The organism is Nostoc foliaceum FACHB-393, assembly GCF_014698505.1.
GTDB lineage: Bacteria > Cyanobacteriota > Cyanobacteriia > Cyanobacteriales > Nostocaceae > Nostoc > Nostoc foliaceum_A.
Window position 1 is genome coordinate 91,578 of record NZ_JACJTD010000011.1, and the last position, 19,684, is coordinate 111,261.

Sequence of the window (19,684 nt, forward strand, 5' to 3'; positions counted from 1 at the left end):
TTCATTCTTTTTACCTGTATAGCAATTCTATTTCATGGAAAAACGGCTCTTTAGCAATGCCCAATGCCAAGTTTATTGATTTTGCTGACGATTAATATCTTGCAAGTCAAGAGCATAATTCAATCGCAGAACATTCACTCCCGGCTCGCCAAAAATCCATAAAAATCTGCCATCAGTATATTTATTAATTAAACGTAGGATCTCATCTTCTTTGACTCCACGCGCACCAGCAACTCGCGCCAATTGCTGCCGTGCCGCTTTGAAGGAAATATGCGGGTCTAACCCTGAAGCTGAAGTATAAATTATATCGGCGATTGGTTGAAGATTTTCGTCTCGCAACTGATTTGCCTGTTCTAGAATTCGCGTCAGTAGTTCTGGATTGCTTGCAGCGAGATTGCTGGCTCCAGATATGCCAGTTGGCTTGGCTTTTTTGCCTTGGCTATATCTAACAGTACTGGGACGAGGATGGAAATATCCCTCAGATGTGAACACCTGACCAATCAAAGCCGAACCAATTGGTTCATTATTTAGATTCAGCATAATGCTGCCATTAGCTTGATAGGGCAAAAATACTTGACCTACTACAAGGATTATCAGAGGATAAATGATTGCAGTCAACAACCAAAGCATTAGAGTTATGAAAATTGCTCTGATGGTTTCTCGAATAATAGTCATAAAAAGTTTTCCAATTGCTATTCAAATTTAATTTTTAAGTTTTAATTTTAATTATTTTACCCAAGTAGAACATCATTCAAAGATGCTGTCAGCAACAGCATAAACAACTGGGGTAATTATCACATTCAAGCACAGCAGGATAAAAATAGCGAGTGTTAGGTGTTGTTTACGCCATTGTGGGCAAACAAAGGATATCGACTGCATCAAATTTATCGGCAGAAATTTTTCCCAAATATTAACCTGTTTATTCATATTTTTCTTGTTCCCTTTATGAACAGGTAAAAGTAAAGCTAAAAAAGCTAAAAATGTTTATTATTTTACTTTTATCAAGATGCGATCGTTTGGCGGTGTCTCTATTTTTGCTGTCCTTAAGCCAAGCCCACAACTGTAATCAGCATATCTATCAACTTAATAGCGATAAACGGCGCAATTAGCCCACCTAAGCCAAAAATTAAAATATTGCGTTGGAGTAACTGATTAGCTGTCAGCGGTCTAAACCGCACACCCTTCAATGCCAAGGGAATCAAAGCGGGAATAATCAAAGCATTATAAATCAGCGCTGATAAGACAGCAGAATTAGGGCTAGTCAAATTCATAATATTCAAGCTTTGCAGGTTAGCAGCGACAAATATCACTGGGATAATTGCAAAGTATTTAGCAATATCATTAGCAATTGAAAATGTCATCAATGCCCCACGAGTAATTAGCAGTTGTTTGCCAATGCTAATAATATCGATCAGCTTTGTAGGATCGGAGTCTAAATCGACCATGTTGGCAGCTTCTTTTGCAGCTTGCGTTCCTGTATTCATCGCAACGCCGACGTTAGCTTGGGCCAATGCTGGAGCATCGTTAGTTCCATCTCCCGTCATGGCGACTAGTTTGCCTGCTGCTTGTTCCTTTTTAATGACGCTGATTTTGTCTTCTGGTGTGGCTTCAGCAATGAAGTCATCCACCCCAGCTTCTTTGGCAATGACAGAAGCTGTAATCCGGTTATCTCCAGTTAGCATGATGGTACGCACTCCCATTCGTCGCAGTTGCTCAAAGCGATCGCGGATGCCAGGTTTAACTATATCTTTGAGATAAACAATCCCATAGATTTCGTTATCTAGACTGACTGCTAGGGGTGTACCTCCCAGGCGAGAAACTCGTTCGTAGGCAGCATCCAATTCTGGCATATCGCGTCCGTTACGGGAACGGACAAATCCTTTAATGGCTTCTACTGCTCCCTTCCTGGCCTCATACCCACCAGGCAAGTTAGTACCACTCATGCATGTTTTTGCAGAAAAATCAATTCCTTCTGCCTGACTGGAGTCAAAATCAAACCGTGCACCTAAATTTTCTGCCAGTCGGACAATGGATTTACCTTCTGGTGTATTGTCAAAGACACTAGCCGCCCACGCAACATTAGCAATTTCTGACATTGAATGACCGTTGATGGGAATAAACTCTTCCGCCAAACGGTTGCCAAGGGTAATTGTACCTGTCTTGTCGAGAACTAAAGTGTTGACATCACCACAGGCTTCGACTGCTCGTCCTGAGGTGGCAATGACATTAAATTGGGCAACTCTATCCATACCAGCAATGCCGATGGTACTTAGTAAGCCGCCAATGGTGGTAGGAATTAATGCTACTAATAGGGCAATTAAAATTGGCACGCTGACCGGACTGTTGACATAGTAGGCAAGTGCGGGCAAGGTTACCACAACTAACAAAAACACTAGGCTTAGAACTGCCAGCAATACTGTCAGGGCAATTTCACTGGGTGTTTTGCTACGTTCTGCCCCTTCCAGCAAGGCAATCATCCGGTCAATAAAACCTTTGCCTGGGTCAGTAGTGATGCGGATAATTAATTCATCTGAGATAATCCGCGTCCCACCAGTCACAGAACTAGAAACGTCGGAGCCTGATTCTTTTAATACTGGTGCCGATTCTCCAGTAATTGCCGATTCATCTACTGAGGCGATACCCATGATTACTTCGCCATCGGCAGGAATAATATCGCCAGCAACGACGTAGATAGTATCACCCTGTTTAAGGGTGGTGGATGAAACTTCATTAATTGTGCCGTCAGCAGCAAGTTTTTTAGCGATCGCCTCTGATTTCGTTAATCGCAAGGCATCGGCTTGAGCTTTACCTCGCCCTTCTGCTACCGCTTCGGCAAAATTGGCAAACCAAACTGTAAAGAATAAAATCCCCGACAGCAAGCCGTTGAAAAGTTGTGGGTTCTTTTGAAGGGCTGGGCCAAATAGGTTGGGATCAATTGTTAGCAATAGGGTGATGATTGTCCCCACCCAAACCACAAACATTACTGGATTTTTGATTGCATACTTAGGGTTGAGCTTGACAAAAGCATCTCTTATTGCCCTTAAGTACAGCCACTTATTACTTGTCCTGGCCTTTTTACGTGCTTGGCGGCGATCGCCAGGACGAGAATTTGGCCGTCTAGCTTTGAAGTTAGTTGCCACTTGATTCATGAATAAAGTTAGGAGTTAGGAGTTAGAAGTTAGGAGTTAGAAGTTAGGAGTTATTAGGAACTTCCAATAAAAAAATATCCAACCTGTAAGGTGGGTTAATAAGGCATTTTCATCAGACGGTGCGTTACGCGATCGCTAATACACCCTACGAAACCAGATAATTTATTTATTTTTTGGTATTCTCTTAATTCCAGACTTATAACTCATAAATTTTCTAACTGCCAGATGCTAGTTTCAAACCCTCAGCTATGGGGCCTAAAGCTAGAACGGGAAAGAAAGTCAATACTCCCAAAACCAGTGTCACTCCAGCAGTGATCCCAATAAATACTAGAGAATCAGTTCTCAGCGTAGCAGGGGTTTCAGGGACTGGTTGTTTGCGAGACATCCCGTCAGCTAAGAGCAGGATGGCAATTATCGGAATGTAGCGTCCTCCGATTAAGCTAACTATTGTACTCAAGTTCCACCACAGGGTGTTATCTCTCAACCCCTCTAAGCCGGAGCCATTATTTGCTGCTGCTGAGGCGTATTCATAAACTACTTGGGAAATACCGTGATAGCCAGAGTTGCTAATTCCAGATAGGGAGATGGGATAAGCCAAGGCGATCGCACTGGGAATCAAAACTAGAATTGGGTGAATCAGCAGCACCACGCTGGCGAGGACGATTTCCCGCTTTTCAATTTTGCGTCCTAAAAACTCTGGGGTGCGTCCTGCCATTAGTCCAGTTAGAAACACTGTGAGAATTAGGTAAATAAATAAGTAAGCTGTTCCAGTTCCTTGACCGCCCCAGATAACCTGGATAAATAAGTTGAAGAGAGTCGAAAATATTCCTTGCGGCATCAAAGAATCGTGCATCCCATTCACCGCACCAGACATAGTAGCGGTAGTCATAACTGCCCAAAATGCAGTTTGTGCCCAGCCAAATCGAAGTTCTTTACCCTCTAAATTGGGCTGTTCTAATCCAAAGGCGTTATTAACCAGAGGATTACCTTGTAGTTCTCCTACGGCTGTCACTCCCACCAGAACTACAAAAATCACAAACACCATCCAAAAAAGTAGCCAAGCTTGTTTGATGTTGTTAACAAATATACCGTAAGTGTAAATTAAGGCTGCTGGTATAGAAATCATGGCGATCATTTCTATCAAATTAGAAGCGCCATTAGGATTTTCAAAGGGGTGAGCTGAGTTTACGCTAAAGAAACCACCGCCGTTCTCGCCCAAAAGTTTGATCATTTCAAAGGATGCCACTGGGCCTCTGGCAAGATATTGCATCCCGCCTTCTAAGGTTCTCACATCCAGAGTGTTAGCTAATGTTTGTGGTACACCTGCTACAAGCAAGGCGATCGCTCCAATAATAGAAATCGGCAGCAATATTCGCGTAATTCCACGGACAAGATCGACGTAAAAGTTTCCCAGCTTTCTACCCGACAACCCGCGAATAAAGGCAATTCCCACAGCTAAACCGGTGGCCGCGGAGGTGAACATCAAAAAGCCTAAAGCTGCTACCTGACTAAAATAGCTTAAGGTTGTCTCACTAGCATAATGTTGCTGGTCGGTATTTGTCACAAATGAAATGGTTGTGTGCAGTAATACATCCCAACTGGGTGCACCGAAGCCATTAGGATTCCAGGGTAAGACTCTCTGAAAATATAATAGTAAATATACTGAAATACCCATGATGAGGTTGCTGTACAGTACAGATCGGATATACTGCGAACCCGTCATATCATCCTTCCTCCGAACACCCGCTAGTACGTACATACTTCGCTCTATGGGGTTCATTAAAAAATCAAGCAGTGTTCTTTCTCCCAAGAAGACACGTGCTATATATCTACCGAGTAGTGGAGTAATTGCTATGACAATACATAGCGTTAAGCCAATTTGCAAAAAACCTTGTCCCATATATTTCGCGATCAATTAAATTTAAGTGCTAGCCAGCAAATTCTGAGAAATAACAGATTATAACTGTTGGTATATATGATTCAGAGCTATTTGGCGATATCTCATATCACCACAATTCTTTAATCTGGATTTACTATTTTTAGTTATTACTATTTTTCAGATACTTGTTAAAGTATCTGTTAAGAATCTTTAAATTTTACGTTTATTTCTCTATCTCGCTAGTTAGTATTACTTGTTTATACAATACATTCTCGAAGTTCGCTACTTTCAAAGAATATAAATATTCAAGAGGATTTTATTAAAGGGATTAGGCATCAGGGATTGGGAAGATTGTGGTAAATACCCCGCCCCTTATGGGCAACTACGCAGTCTCTAATCCTCAATCCCCAGGTCTCAGTCCCCTTTATTGCATCTGGACAATCATAATTTTCGGTTTAGTTCTCAAGTTGAGATTTGCAGATATAGTTTGCAGATAAATCATAATCGCTGAATTAAATAGTTGTAAAGATTGTATGATAACGATTTTTTAATAAATCAAAAATGACAATGTTAAGTTGATTATTGACTATGAAAGAAGCTATAAATAAGCATGGAAAGACATATGGGCTAATAGCGATCGCCTTTGCTCTCGTCATAAGCTTAGAATATTTGACACCACCTGAGTACGTATTTGGCTACCTCTACACAGGAATGATTTTTTTAGCAGATTCTCGATTGAATCGGCGAGCAGTGTTGGGGATCACTCTTGTAGCTACAGGATTAACATTGTTGAATTTGTTTGTTCCGGGAGGAGAAATAATTGATCCCCCAACGTTGGCAAATAGATTGATTGCAGTGTTGGCGTTGATGGTAACGGGTTGGTTAAGTGACCGCAACCACCGCAATGAAGAAGCGATCGCTTATACTCAAGCACAATTACGCTCCCAAGAACAACTAGCTACCATGCGTGAAGATTTTGTTTCTACCCTGACTCATGACTTGAAAACTCCCTTATTAGGAGCAATTGAAACGCTGAAATATTTTCAAAATGAGCAATTTGGTGGAATCACGCCAATGCAAGCAAAAGTTTTACAAACAATGGCTCGTAGTCATCGGAGTACACTGCAATTAGTTCAAACTCTTTTAGATGTATACCGCAATGATGCTGAAGGGCTGAAACTACAGATATCACCAGTTAACTTGGTAACTGTGGCAGAGGAGATTATAGCTACCCTGACTGAACTAGCAAGAACACGTCAGGTTTATATTTCTCTGCACTACGGCGAATCAGATTTTCGTAGCTTTCTTTGGGTAAATGGCGATTCTTTGCAACTTGGACGAGTTTTTACTAATCTCCTAAGTAATGGCATTAACCATAGCCCTCGTGGCGGTAAGGTAGAAGTAGTACTTGAAGGTTATTCTAGCGATCAAGTAGTAAAAATACTCGATACTGGTTCCGGCTTTACCGAAGAAGAGTTACCCCACTTATTTGAGAGGTTTTATCAAGGACATAGCGATCGCCACGTCTCAGGATCTGGACTTGGACTTTATTTGACCAGGCAAATTATTGCTGCTCATGGAGGTACAATTTGGGCAGAGAATCGCTCACCACGGGGCGCACTGTTTGGTTTCCGACTCCCAGCTTGTCCACCACCGGGGAGATGAGAGGGGAAGCATGGGAGATAAGGAGGATAAGGGAGACAAGGATAATACCCATAACCAATGCCCCATGAAAAATGACAAAAATCTTACTTGTTGAAGATGATGAATTATTTCGGCTTGGTCTGCGGATGCGGTTGCAACAAGAAACTACTTTGGAGATTGTCGCAGAAGCAGAAGACGGGGAACAAGCTGTAGAATTAGCAAATCGCTATCCGCTGGATTTGGTCTTGCTGGATATAGGTTTACCGGGAATTGGCGGCATTGAAGCTTGTCGCCAAATCAAGCAGAAGCACCCAAATTTACCAATTCTCGTTTTAACGTCTCGTTCTGAAAAACCCATAATTTCGCGGTTAATAGCCGCCGGGGCGCAAGGTTACTGCCTCAAAGGTATTCCTGCTGAGTCTCTGATATTGGCAGTACGATCGGTTGCTGCGGGGGCTTCCTGGTGGGATCAAACGGCAACAACAGAAATTAGAGCCGCTTTTGAAGGTAATTCTACGGCAGTGCAGCCAGCAAAAACTAAGGAAAACTTAGAAAATCCCCTAACGAAGCGGGAGCAAGAAATTTTGGCCTTGGTAGCAGTGGGCAAAAGCAATCAAGAAATTGCTGAGATTCTCTACATTGCCCCTGGTACAGTGCGGGTTCATGTCCATGCGATTTTGCAGAAACTAGAAGTACGCGATCGCACTCAAGCCGCAGTTTTAGCTATCCAAAAAGGAATGGTAGCGCCAGAATTATTGATTCATTAGATTCATTCACATCGGGCGACTGATTTAAGTGTAAATACAGTGGTGTTTTTACTTGGAAGGGTATAAATTTCTTTTCATAAATAAAAGCGATCGCTAAAATATAGCTTAGTTTTTCTAGCCTGTATTTAGTTATAAACGATTAAAAATATTGCGGTTTTACCCCAATAAATAATAGGTTTTCTTGCCTATCCAATTTGATGATGGAAGCGAATATCTAGCCATTCGCTTCCTATTTAGTGCTGTGTAATCAAAGCTATCAATCAATGTAAACCCTTTGAACTAAAAAGCATCTTATTCAATGCAGAGTTTTATAAAAGAATAATGATTATGATACAACAGCTAGAAAATAATAACCCTGAAAACAAAAATCATTCTGCCGTAAGCTTACAATAAGCAAGCACAAATATTGTTTTTATAGATACAGCAGTTCTCAATTATCAAAGCTTGGTAGCTGGTATCACACTCGGCAGTGAAGTTGTTATCCTTGACTCTAATAAAGATGGTTTAATGCAAAATAGCGAGTTTCTAGCGAGACGTAAATCTAAATCGATTAAATAAGTTCACATTGTCACCCACGGTAGTAAAGGTAGTTTGCAACTGGGGTCAAATTACCTTCTCTAATCCAAGCTATCAGCAGGTTATTGTCTATTACAACACTAGTGATGGTACTGCCAAAGTTTCTAACTTTGATTACAATTCTGGATTGAGAACAATCATTTTCAATCCTGGCGAAACCTTGAAAACTATTAGCTTTGGCATCAGAGGTGATAAAAAGTTGAAGCGAACGAGACATTTTTGTCAATCTCTATGGTGCGACGAATGTGGCTATCGCTGATAGTCGAGGGATGGCTACAATCAGAAATGATGACAGCCAAGCATTTTACTCTTAATAAATTAATACCATTTAGTCAATACAAAATTTTATCAAAGAAAGGACAATAATTATCACGAAGCAGTTAGCGGGACTTAGACAAAATTAATGCCAAATGTAACCTAAACTAGCTTTATAAGCAGCAAAACGTCATGATTTAAGTTCAATCAATCGAGAAATTGATAAGACACAGCTGTTATAAAGACCTCTAAAGCTTCAGTAAACGCTAGTTAAGTATCATACTCTTTTTCCTCTCTTGTTTTGTTTAAATTCCGTTAATATAACTACTTCAAATTTACTTGATAAATCAACTTTAAATTTAAATTTTTAGCAAAACTTAGTTATTACAGTAATAATACAGTAGCGATTTTTATGGTTACAGTATAATTTTGTACTTGATTATAATTTTATTTTTTCTGCTTTTCCTCAATAAAAAGAGGTTCTAATTAACCATTCAATTTAGACACTGAAGCGTATCTTTAAGTATTCACTTCCTATTTAGTGCTGTGTTCCTAAAGTCTTAGATTCAAGTCAAAAGTTACAAGTTGCCAAATTTTATTTACTAACAATAATCAAGGTGCAACTACGAGAAAACAAAAGTTCTAAAAGCTAAACTAATTTTGCAGAGGAATTATAAATGTCAACCAATACATCACCAACACTCAACAATACGGGTAATCCTAGACTTGCCACCATTGCCCAAGACGTGAACAATGCCAACAACTCCGGCACTCTAATTTCTGCCATCCTTGCTACAGGTGCAGGTGGCAACCCCATTACCGATGCTGACACAGGTGCAGTAGAAGGAATTGCCGTCATTGGTGTAGATAATACCAACGGTACTTGGCAATACTCCATAAATGACGGTGGCAACTGGATTAATTTCGTTGTATCCGATACTTCTGCTACATTGCTCAGAGATACAGGAAAAATTCGTTTTGTCCCCAACCCTGGCTACAAAGGCACATCAGAATTCACTTTTCGCGCTTGGGATACTTCAGACGGCAACATTAGTGGTACTACTAATGTAGCTCCTGGCGTTGGTGGAGGTACAACAGCTTACAGTAGCGTTACAGAGACTGCTAGTGTTTCAGTTATACCTAACACTTTTGATGTGGGATTAAGACCCTATTCGATTGTTGTTGGCGACTTTGACAAAGATGGAAATACCGATCTGGTAACGGCAAACAAGTCCTCTCAAAGCGTTTCGGTACTTTTGGGAAAGGGTGATAACACTTTTAAACCTGCTAGCACTTTTAGTACGGTCGGGTTCAATGGCTTAAGTCCTTCTTCTGTCGCTGTAGCCGACTTCAACAAAGATGGAAAGTTGGATTTGGTAACGGCAAATAGTATCTCAAATAACATTTCAGTGCTGCTTGGCAAGGGTGATGGCAGCTTTCAAACTGCTGTGAATTTTGCTTTGGAGTCAGCCTCAGCACCCATATCTATTGCAGTGGGCGACTTCAACAAGGATGGAAAATCTGACATAGTAACGGTAAACAACGCTTCCCAAAATATTTCAGTGCTGTTGGGAAATGGTACTGGCGGTTTTGCAACTCCCACAAACTTTAGAGTTCCTAGCCGTCCCACTTCCGTCATAGTGGGCGACTTCGACGGGAATGGAATATCCGATCTAGCGGTGACGAGTTCTTACTTCAATAACGTCTCAGTACTATTGGGAAAGGGTGATGGCACTTTTAACTCAGCTATCTCATTTGATGTCGGAACAAATCCTCATTCTGTTGTTGTAGGCGACTTCAACAACGATGGAAAATCTGACTTGGCAGTGGCGAATTATGACTCTAATAATGTCTCAATACTGTTGGGTAATGGCACTGGCGGCTTTGGAATTGCTCCTAACTTTGATGTGGGGTTAAATCCTGTATCTGTTACAGTGATTGACTTCGATAATGACGGTAACTCTGACCTAGCAGTGGCAAATGCAGGCTCAGACACGGTTTCAATGCTGCTGGGAGATGGAAATGGTGGGTTTGAAATTGCCACAAACTTTGTTGTGGGGACAAAACCCTATTCTCTCACCGTAGGCGATTTCAACAAGGATGGTAAATCTGACTTGGCAGTGGCAAACAGCGAATCTAAAAACGTTTCGCTGGTATCTGCTGAGGATGAAACTTATGAACCTGTTCCCCCTCAACCGATACTTATCAACGAAATTCTGTTTGATCCTCTCAGTACAGATACCTCGAAAGAATATATCGAACTGCGTGGTACTCCGGGTGCAACTCTAGCACCTGGAACTTATTTAGTTGCTGTTGAGGGTGATTCCGCTACTAACCCTGGCAATGTTCAAGATATGTTTGATTTGTCTGGTAAGCAGTTTGGTAGCAATGGGTTGCTGGTTCTTCTGCAAAAAGGCAATACTTATGCATTTAACCCCAATGCAAATGTAGTAACTAATACTGGAACTGGAGCCGGATGGGGAAGCGGGGCCTCAAGTTCACTCGGTCACATTGGTCAGGCGAATGCAACTGACATCGAAAATGGGTCTGTTAATTTCTTTCTGATTCAAACTACTACTGCACCAAACCTAACCAATGATATTGACTCGGATAACAATGGTATTGCTGATGGTGCTACTTACTCAAATTGGACTGTGCTGGATTCAGTTTCGGCTTTAGATGGGGGAACTACAGACAAAGCATACGGCTCGATTGTATTTAGAAAAGGTTCTGTCGGTTCAGTTCCAACGAATGCCACAATTGTTGACACCTCATTTATTGCCGGATATGTAGGGCGTTCAGGGAATACCACAGGTTCAACAGCTTCGGATTGGGTGGCAAGTTTGATCGCTGGCACATCTCCAAATTTTTTATTAGGTAATGCTACTAACACTTCACCCGGAAACTTTGCTAGTCAACCATTAAATCACATAGGGGATACTAACTTTGCTCTTCCTGCTAATATCAATTACGCCATTTCAACTGCTACCCCAACTGTGACTGAAGGTAATAGTGGTAGCCAAACTGTCACTTTCACTGTGACTCGCAGTGGTAATACTGCTGTTGCCAGTACCGTAAATTATGCCTTGGATGGCACAGCAACTTTTAGCAGTGATTACAACACTATTAAGGTTGCGGGTGTAACAGGTGCTGTATCTGGAGTTTTAATTTTTGCTGCTGGAGAAACGACAAAGACTATTACATTAAACGTTCTGGGTGAAAAGGTCACTGAACTTGATGAAACCATTAATCTGACGCTGAGTCACCCGAACCAGCAAAATCCTATTACCAACCTAGCTACAGTTACCATAGTTAACGATGACAACCCACCCACTATTTCCATCGTAAATGATAGCGGCACCGAAAATAGCGGCAATCTTGTTTTTACCGTCAAACTCTCTAATGCCAGCATTTACCCGATTACAGTCGATTACAACACTGCCAATAATACTGCGATCGCCAACGTTGATTACACGCCAATCACAGGAACCCTAACTTTCAACCCTGGAATTATTTCTCAAACAATCGCGGTGCCAATTCTCGACGACTTTGTTGCCGAATCCAGTGAGAGCTTTTTTGTCAATCTTACCAATCCCACCAACGCCACCATTGCTGATAACCAAGCTACTGGTACGATTACTAACGATGACACACCGGGTATTACTATCTCTCCTATCACTGGACTCGTAACTACCGAAGCTGGTGGCACCGCTAACTTCAGTCTTCAACTTGATACCCAACCCACTGCTGATGTCACCATAAGTTTAAGCAGTTCCAAGGTTAGTGAAGGTACTGTTTCAGTTTCTAGCGTCACATTTACCGCAGCTAATTGGAATACGCCTCAAATCATCACGGTGACAGGTGTTGATGATGGTGTTGCAGATGACAATATTCTTTACCAAATCATTACTGCCAAAGCAGTTAGTATTGATACCAAATATAATCTCAACGCTGACGATATTGATGTGGTTAACATTAAAAATGGCAACCAAATTAATAGCATCATTACTGGTTCAGCCAATAATGATAACCCGTTGCAGGGAACTAGCTCAGACGATCTGATTTTTGGTTTTGCTGGTAATGATGTGATTGTTGGTGGGCTAGGAAACGATCAACTTTACGGCGGTTTGGGTACTGATAATCTCACAGGGGGTGCAGGTAGTGATATCTTTGTGCTTGCTAAAAATGAAGGTAGAGATATAATCAAAGACTTCAATATCAGTGAAGATTTGATTGCTTTATCAAGTGGTTTAAGCTACTCAGGTTTGTCTATTACTCAGAGCGGCAATGATACCTTAATTAAGGTTATTTCTGGTAACCTAAGTATTGGTTTGTTAACTGGAATTGCGGCATCAAATTTAAACGCTAGTCATTTTATTACTTTGAGTTGATTTATAAACAGGAGTCAGAATTCAGAATTATTCTGTACGAATGAATTCTGAATATTAGTTTCAAGTATTTTTGCTCAACCAAAATTCACATAATATTTAATGGGTCTACATCTATTGTCAAACTAACAGATTGGGGACAAAGCGATCGCACTTGTTCCCAATCTGGCAATTGTGGCAATGCATCGGGGGCAAATTTAATCAATATCTGCCAGCGATAACGATTAGCTACCCGTAAAATACTTGCTGGCGCTGGGCCTAATATCTCAAATTCTTCTTCTGTACTCAAGGCTGTGGCGATTATTTGCGCGGTATTTTGCACTTGAATAGGATCGAGACTACTTAAGCGCAACAAAATTAACCGCCCATATGGGGGATAATTGAGGGCTTGGCGTTGTTCTAATTCCGCTTGGGAGAAAGAGTGATAATCGTGCGATCGCACTGCTGCAATTACCTGATGCTCTGTAGTATAAGTCTGCACAATCACTCTCCCCGGATCATCGCCTCTACCAGCACGTCCAGCAACTTGAGTCAAGGTTTGAAATGCCCGTTCACTGGCGCGATAATCTGATAAATTGAGCAATCCATCGGCGGCGACAACGCCCACAAGTGTCACCTGCGGTAAATCCAAACCTTTGGTAAGCATTTGCGTACCTACTAATAAATCTGCTTCGCCGTTGGCAAATTGGGTAAGTAGAGTCCGGTGTGAGCCTTTGTTGCGGGTGGTATCGCTATCAAAACGAATCAAGCGCAACTCTGGGAATTGTCGCGCTAGTTCCTGCGTTACTCGTTGAGTACCGCTACCGAAAAATTTCAGATAAGGGGAACTGCAATCGGGGCAGAATTTGGGATGCGATCGCGCATAGTTACAATAATGGCAGCGCAATAATTCCGGCGCTTTTTCTTCGGTGTGGTGATACGCCAGCGACACGTCACAGTGTGGACATTCCAATACATATCCACAACTGCGGCAAGATACAAAAGTACTGTGTCCCCGGCGATGGATAAATAAAATTCCCTGTTGTTTTCTTTCTTGCAACTGTTGCAAAGCTTCTTGCAGCGATCTACTAAATATAGAACGATTTCCCTGCTGCAACTCTTGCCGCATATCCACTATCTCTACGGGCGGTAAAGGGCGGGAGTTGATGCGTTCGGGCAAACTTAAGTAATAACTCCTGTCTTGTGCCGAGGCTCGCGGACTCGCTACCACTGCGCTATCTTCCCTCCTCACACTTACCCAACTCTCCAAGGAAGGGGTAGCGGAACCCAACACCAAGGGGCAACTTTCTAATTCGGCTCGCCACTGGGCGACGGTGCGGGCGTGGTAGGTGGGTATGGGTGAGTCTTGCTTAAAGCTGCTGTCGTGTTCTTCATCTAAAATAATTAAACCCAAGTTGGGCAAAGGGGCGAAAACAGCACTGCGCGTACCAATGACAACTTGGGGTTCTCCTGCGAGCATTTGTCGCCAAGTGTCGTAACGTTCACCATCGGAGAGGGCGCTGTGATAGACGCTGACTTTATTACCAAAACGGGCGCGAAAACGATCGGTTAGCTGGGGTGTAAGTCCAATTTCGGGGACTAAAACAAGGGCGGATTTGCCTTGATTGAGGAGAGGTGCGATCGCTTGCAAATATACTTCTGTTTTTCCCGAACCTGTCACCCCATGCAACAAAACTTCAGCAAAGCCATCTAGTGTCTGGATTGTCGCTAAGGCGCTAGCTTGGGCAACAGTTAAGGATTTAGCCCCATCACCTGCTAATGCTGGCCCCTGTTCGGTTCGCAATACTTCCCGTTCTTCGATGACGATGTAACCTTTTTGTGCCAACGTTTTGAGAATAGAGGAACTAGCATTGCAAATTTGCAGTAATTCATTTTGCCACAACTCTCCATTATGCCGCCGCAGCACTTCCAAAATTTCTCGTTGGCGAGTAGTTAAGTCGTGGTCGATTGTACCTGTGAGCGTGACTGCTTTTTGCAGCTTTGGTCGAGTTAGTCGTGGCGGTTCTAAGTAGCTTTCTACTAAACCGAATCGCAACAACTCCCGAATTCCCCGATAAGCAGATTTGACTTTTTGCTGGAGGTAGACAAAACTATAGTCCCCCGCCGGCTGTGCTTGCAAAAGTTCCCAAACTTGTCGCGCAGTTGGAGTCAGAAAAGCGGCAGAATTGGGAGATGCAAGTAAATAATTATTTCCCTCTGCCCTCCTGCCTTTAATGATGCGGATACGACGCTGCGATCGCCCCAGCAACCCTGGTGGCAGAGCAACCCGGATTACTTGAATTAGAGGCGTATAGTAATATGCAGCGACTCGATTGAGTAATTCCCAATAAGCACTTGGGAAAAATCCAACGCTCACTATATCTTCTACTTCCCGGATTTTTTCTGGTGCTAAATCGACATTTGGTTGTGCCAGTAACCGAATGGCGATCGCTCCTAATTGTTGTGCCCCAAATGGCACGCTCAAAATATCCCCTGGTTTTATTTCTAACTGGGCTGGCAATCGATAAGTAAATAGTCCTGTACTTCCTGGACAGTCTACCAGTACTTCAACCCACCTATTAAGAGTTGCACTTGACTGGTACGATGCACTAGCTTGGGCCACTAATAAAGGAGATAAATTTACGTCATTAATATACATACTTGCTGACTTTATAGTTAGATATTTCCCTCAGATAGCTTGTCAAAAATAACCTAGCTAACTAAAGTCTAATTTTTTATTTTCTTAGACTTAAATGGTGATTCTCAATACTGTTATCCTTCATAATACTTGATAAGTTTCCTCTTATGTAATCTACTAGACAAATTCGTATCAACTATACATGCAATAAATATTTGGTACCCACTATACAAATAAAAGCATGTCGGCCCTTTCTGCAACAGTTGCTCTATCTACTAAATAGGGAGTAGCCTTTTTCCGCCTATCGATAGATATTCAACCCTTTCGGCATATGAGATGCTTTTATACAAATAAGAACATCTCGAAATTAAGCTGCCATTATTGTAATTTGTCTCATGTGGGTAAGTTGAAATCGGGAATGCATAACCCCAACACTAGGTTTTAAATTTATCCAGTGAAGGTTTTAAATTTATCCAGTCACTTCCAAGGTCTAAACATTAAAAATATTTAGAAAAATATATGAAAGTTTAAGAAAATTGGATGGTTAGCTGAGATTTATATGTTTGTTAAGGTTGAGAAAGTTTGAGGGGGTTTGACATATTTGGAAATTAAGAAAAAAATGAAGAATATAATCTGTTGGGAGCCTCAGAAGAAAGTTTTGTTGGGTGCGAAGGCCAGTTTCGTTAAAGGTTGTATCTAACTGTAACCCATAGGTGGTAGGTAGATTAGGTAGATGCCGATTTTTATTTCTAAAGAAAAATTAGCATCAGCCTGTATTTCGCTATATAAACGGGTGCATTCGTCCCTTAGGGAAAACTACCAAGCCTCAAACGAGTAACTGTAACTAATTTATGTACCAAACAAAACAACAATCCCTAAAGGAAACTATGAATATTGTTGAATTGGGAAAAATGGAAATACTGGAGAATACTGCTGATATTGAAGAACCATCACTCGATATTTTAGAAGCAGTGGCTGATGAAGAGACTCCAATTGTAGTAGAAAATCTGGAATCAGATGAACGCGACGGGGATGATATGGCTGCGGCCCGTCCTTCGGGATACAACAAAACCGAGCATGATGATGCTGTCGGCGCGTTTTTTAAAGAGATGGCACGTTATCCGCTTCTAAAAGCTGATGAAGAGGTAGAGTTAGCGCGGCGAGTTAGGTTTCTAGAGGAAGTTAGGGAATTACAAGCAGCTTTACAATTAAAACTGGGACAAGAACCCAGCAAGGTAGAAGTGGCTTCCGAGCTAGAAATGACGGAAAAGCAATTAGAAAGTCGCTTGTATCAAGGTAGAGTAGCGAAACGCAAAATGATTCGCTCGAACTTGAGATTGGTAGTTTCTATTGCTAAACGATACCTGAACCGGGGAGTGCCTTTCCTGGATTTAATTCAGGAAGGAGCAATGGGTTTAAATCGCGCTACAGAAAAGTTTGATCCAGATAAAGGATATAAGTTTTCTACTTACGCCTATTGGTGGATTAGACAAGCGATTACCAGGGCTATAGCTAACGATGCACGGACAATTCGGCTACCTATTCATATTGTTGAAAAGCTTAACAAGCTGAAAAAAGCACAACGAGAACTCAAGCAAAAACTTTGCCGCAATCCTACTGAAGGTGAAATGGCAGAAGCTTTAGAAATTAGTGTGCAACAACTACGCCAGCTACAACAACTACGGCGTCAAGCACTTTCTCTAAACCACCGCGTCGGTAAAGAAGAAGACACGGAATTGATGGATTTGCTAGAAGATGAAGATAACTTGTCTCCAGAAGCAAAAATGAATGAAAACATGATGCGTCAGGAGATATGGGAAGTCTTGGGTGACGTGTTAACTCCAAGGGAGAAAGATGTGATTTCTCTGCGGTATGGTTTGACAACCAGCGAACCTTGTACCTTAGAAGAAGTTGGCAACATGTTCAATCTTTCTCGTGAGCGAGTGCGACAAATTCAAAGCAAAGCCATGCGGAAATTGCGCCGTCCCCACATAGCTAAACGTTTAAAAGGTTGGTTGATTTAATTACATTTACGAAGATAGAGATGCAATACCTGACCTAATTAGCTCCATTCACAAACATGGTTCAAATAAAGTGCAAAACTTTAAATCTTGTAGGGTGTGTTACAGGCATTTGTCATAACGCACCTAAAATTCGGAATGGTGCCGTACTCTTGGCGATAATACACCCTACAAAACTTGCTCTTTATTAAATCCACATTGCTAACGAATGAAAGCGAGCTTGTATCTGCATATTTCTTGAGCTTCACCTATCGCAAATTGCAAAAACCTGGCGTTTTGTACCTTTTTTCGGCTTTTCTTTAGTCATTAGTCAAAAAAACTTGCACAGTTGCCTATAGACTATGGACTAGGAACTATAGACTATATACTAATGACTTCGCGTAGCAATTTGATTGTGCGTTTTGCTGAACCAACTGATTACAGCGTACTGTTTAAATTAATTCAGGGGCTGGCTGAATATGAAAAATTATCTCACGCTGTCACCGGCAATGCTCTCGAACTTAAGGAGCATTTATTTGGTTCCCGGAGATATATAGAAGCGGTTTTAGCAGAATCTGCGGGTCAAGCTGTTGGTTTTGCCCTATTTTTTCATAATTATTCAACATTTCTAACTAAGCCAGGAATTTATCTGGAAGACTTATTTGTTTTACCAGAATATCGCAGGCAAGGTATTGGAAAGGCTCTCCTTAGTAAAGTAGCTCAGATAGCTGTAGAACGTGATTGTGGGCGGTTAGAGTGGAGTGTGTTGGATTGGAACGAATCAGCCCAAAAATTTTACCGGAGTATGGGAGCATCTATATTAGATGATTGGCGCATTTGTCGTGTTACAGAAGATGCGCTTACTCGCTTAGGGGCTGTTAACTAAATAACAAAGGATGAATATCAAGGATGAAGCAGGACAATTTTCATCTTGAATATTTCATCCTTAAACGCCCATTATTTATTGCATACAAAATATTAAATTTTGTATAAATTTACATTTTCATTATGAGCGTAGATTTAAAGCAGTTTATCGTCAGACATCGTTCTGTGCTAACAATCCTAAATTTAAAACCTCGAATATTCAAAATCTCAAACTTGAGAGCGAAGTTTGACAGCTTGTCATTTGACTATAGCAGCGGCTCAACTGACAATTATGGAGGATATTGCAGCGAATAAGCCGTTATTGCAGAGAGAACATGAAATGAAAAAAATTATTACAGTGATGCTGTTAGGCATAGCAATCTTCACCTTTGCCTTCAGTAGTCCAGCTTTGGCAGGAGATGCTGTTAGTGGAGCTAAAGTATTTAGTGCTAATTGTGCCTCTTGTCATGCAGGGGGTAAAAATCTGGTTCAAGCTCCGAAGAACCTGAAAAAGGACGCTTTAGAAAAGTATGGTATGTACTCAGCAGAGGCGATTATCGCCCAAGTTACAAAAGGTAAAAATGCTATGCCTGCTTTTGGCAGTCGTTTAAAATCTAACCAGATTGAAGATGTAACTGCTTATGTGCTTTCACAAGCAGATAAGGACTGGAAGTAAACTAAAATATAACTTCAATAATTAACAATTAGCGGGACTTTTTCTCCCGCTAATTTTAAGGTTGCCGAAATTGTCAAATAGAATGCTTATACCAATTTTGGATTTAGAGTCTTGACAAAAAGACTGTTCCAAAAACATCAAATAATACTACTTATCCTAATTTGGTACTATGAGTAATTTCTGGCGATTATTTCTCAGTTTAATTGTTGCTTTACCTCTGAGTTTGTGGACTTTATCTCCATCTTCCTCACCTATTTGAATTACCAAAATTACAGCGAGTGACTTCTTGGGATTGGGTGTAGTTAAGATGCAGCGGGGTAATTACCAGGAAGGAATAGAGAATTTCAATCAGGCGATTGAACTTGAAAAAGATTTTGCTGTAGCTTATAGCGATCGCTGTCTGGCTTATCTGCAATTACAAGATTACCATCAAGGTGTTACAGATTGTACTCAAGCTATAAATTTTGCACCTGATAACTTTGAACCGGGGTTTGGCGCATTTTGTCTTGCAAGATATCCAAGCTGCGATGCTCGACTTTAATCTAGCAATTCGTCTCAATGCTAACGATTATAGAGCTTACTTTAACCGGGCTTGTGCTTGCGGACAAAACGGAGATGACTTTGGTGCAGTGCGTGATTTTTTCCAAGTTATTAGACTTAACCCCAGTAATGCCCAGGCTTACGTTAATCGGGGAGTAGCTCACTATCGCTTAGGATATCATTTAGATGCAATGTCTGATTTACAAAAAGCATCTGAGTACTTTGACAATCAAGGAAAGAGAGTTGCTTACGAAAAAACTCTAGATTTGCTGAAGAGTTTGCGACAACAAATTTCGTCTGTAACGGAAATCGCTCTTTTGTAATATTGC

At 41.4% G+C, this 19,684-nt stretch carries 15 protein-coding genes; 10 read left to right on the forward strand and 5 right to left on the reverse strand.

The window, feature by feature from the left end:
- Positions 1-72 precede the first annotated feature (72 nt).
- The 4 genes from kdpC to kdpA all read right to left on the reverse strand — a co-directional run bounded on the left by kdpC (position 73) and on the right by kdpA (position 5,049).
- Positions 73-675: a K(+)-transporting ATPase subunit C gene (kdpC, locus tag H6G92_RS11855; protein WP_190893887.1), complete on the reverse strand. Its 603-nt coding sequence runs from the start codon at positions 673-675 to the stop codon at positions 73-75.
- Between the two features lie 72 nt (positions 676-747).
- Positions 748-927 carry a hypothetical protein gene (locus H6G92_RS11860; protein WP_190893888.1) on the reverse strand — a complete coding sequence of 60 codons (180 nt, stop codon included), beginning with the start codon at positions 925-927 and terminating at the stop codon, positions 748-750.
- Between the two features lie 116 nt (positions 928-1,043).
- Positions 1,044-3,149 carry a potassium-transporting ATPase subunit KdpB gene (kdpB, locus tag H6G92_RS11865; protein ID WP_190893889.1) on the reverse strand — a complete coding sequence of 702 codons (2,106 nt, stop codon included), beginning with the start codon at positions 3,147-3,149 and terminating at the stop codon, positions 1,044-1,046.
- Positions 3,150-3,363: 214 nt separating this feature from the next.
- Complete coding sequence (gene kdpA, locus H6G92_RS11870; RefSeq protein ID WP_190893890.1) at positions 3,364-5,049, reverse strand: potassium-transporting ATPase subunit KdpA; 1,686 nt, start codon at positions 5,047-5,049, stop codon at positions 3,364-3,366.
- 567 nt (positions 5,050-5,616) lie between these two features.
- On the opposite strand from kdpA, the gene H6G92_RS11875 reads away from it, so the two are divergent.
- The 5 genes from H6G92_RS11875 to H6G92_RS11895 all read left to right on the forward strand — a co-directional run bounded on the left by H6G92_RS11875 (position 5,617) and on the right by H6G92_RS11895 (position 12,661).
- Positions 5,617-6,693 (forward strand): sensor histidine kinase, encoded by a 1,077-nt coding sequence (locus tag H6G92_RS11875; RefSeq protein WP_190893891.1) that lies wholly within the window; start codon positions 5,617-5,619, stop codon positions 6,691-6,693.
- A gap of 71 nt (positions 6,694-6,764) precedes the next feature.
- Positions 6,765-7,439 (forward strand): response regulator transcription factor, encoded by a 675-nt coding sequence (locus tag H6G92_RS11880; RefSeq protein WP_190893892.1) that lies wholly within the window; start codon positions 6,765-6,767, stop codon positions 7,437-7,439.
- A 414-nt stretch (positions 7,440-7,853) separates the two neighbouring features.
- The gene (locus H6G92_RS41095; protein WP_390625429.1) at positions 7,854-7,997 is read left to right on the forward strand and encodes a DUF4347 domain-containing protein; all 144 of its coding nucleotides are present in this window, start codon (positions 7,854-7,856) and stop codon (positions 7,995-7,997) included.
- A gap of 7 nt (positions 7,998-8,004) precedes the next feature.
- Positions 8,005-8,274, forward strand: coding sequence for a Calx-beta domain-containing protein (locus tag H6G92_RS41100; RefSeq protein ID WP_190893894.1), 270 nt, complete (start codon positions 8,005-8,007; stop codon positions 8,272-8,274).
- Between the two features lie 673 nt (positions 8,275-8,947).
- Complete coding sequence (locus H6G92_RS11895) at positions 8,948-12,661, forward strand: beta strand repeat-containing protein (RefSeq protein ID WP_190893895.1); 3,714 nt, start codon at positions 8,948-8,950, stop codon at positions 12,659-12,661.
- 85 nt (positions 12,662-12,746) lie between these two features.
- Here the strand turns inward: H6G92_RS11895 and priA are convergent, their stop codons facing one another.
- Positions 12,747-15,296: a primosomal protein N' gene (priA, locus tag H6G92_RS11900; protein ID WP_190893896.1), complete on the reverse strand. Its 2,550-nt coding sequence runs from the start codon at positions 15,294-15,296 to the stop codon at positions 12,747-12,749.
- Between the two features lie 830 nt (positions 15,297-16,126).
- Between priA and H6G92_RS11905 the strand changes: the two genes are divergently transcribed.
- The 5 genes from H6G92_RS11905 to H6G92_RS39355 all read left to right on the forward strand — a co-directional run bounded on the left by H6G92_RS11905 (position 16,127) and on the right by H6G92_RS39355 (position 19,678).
- Positions 16,127-17,299: an RpoD/SigA family RNA polymerase sigma factor gene (locus H6G92_RS11905; RefSeq protein WP_190893897.1), complete on the forward strand. Its 1,173-nt coding sequence runs from the start codon at positions 16,127-16,129 to the stop codon at positions 17,297-17,299.
- Positions 17,300-17,666: 367 nt separating this feature from the next.
- On the forward strand, positions 17,667-18,161 hold the full coding sequence (locus H6G92_RS11910) for a GNAT family N-acetyltransferase (protein ID WP_190893898.1): 495 nt from the start codon (positions 17,667-17,669) through the stop codon (positions 18,159-18,161).
- A gap of 318 nt (positions 18,162-18,479) precedes the next feature.
- Positions 18,480-18,815, forward strand: coding sequence for a cytochrome c6 PetJ (gene petJ, locus H6G92_RS11915; RefSeq protein ID WP_190893944.1), 336 nt, complete (start codon positions 18,480-18,482; stop codon positions 18,813-18,815).
- Between the two features lie 307 nt (positions 18,816-19,122).
- Positions 19,123-19,356 carry a tetratricopeptide repeat protein gene (locus H6G92_RS39350; RefSeq protein ID WP_242059098.1) on the forward strand — a complete coding sequence of 78 codons (234 nt, stop codon included), beginning with the start codon at positions 19,123-19,125 and terminating at the stop codon, positions 19,354-19,356.
- The gene (locus H6G92_RS39355; RefSeq protein ID WP_242059099.1) at positions 19,343-19,678 is read left to right on the forward strand and encodes a tetratricopeptide repeat protein; all 336 of its coding nucleotides are present in this window, start codon (positions 19,343-19,345) and stop codon (positions 19,676-19,678) included. The genes H6G92_RS39350 and H6G92_RS39355 overlap by 14 nt, the downstream gene beginning before the upstream one ends.
- Positions 19,679-19,684: the final 6 nt, after the last annotated feature.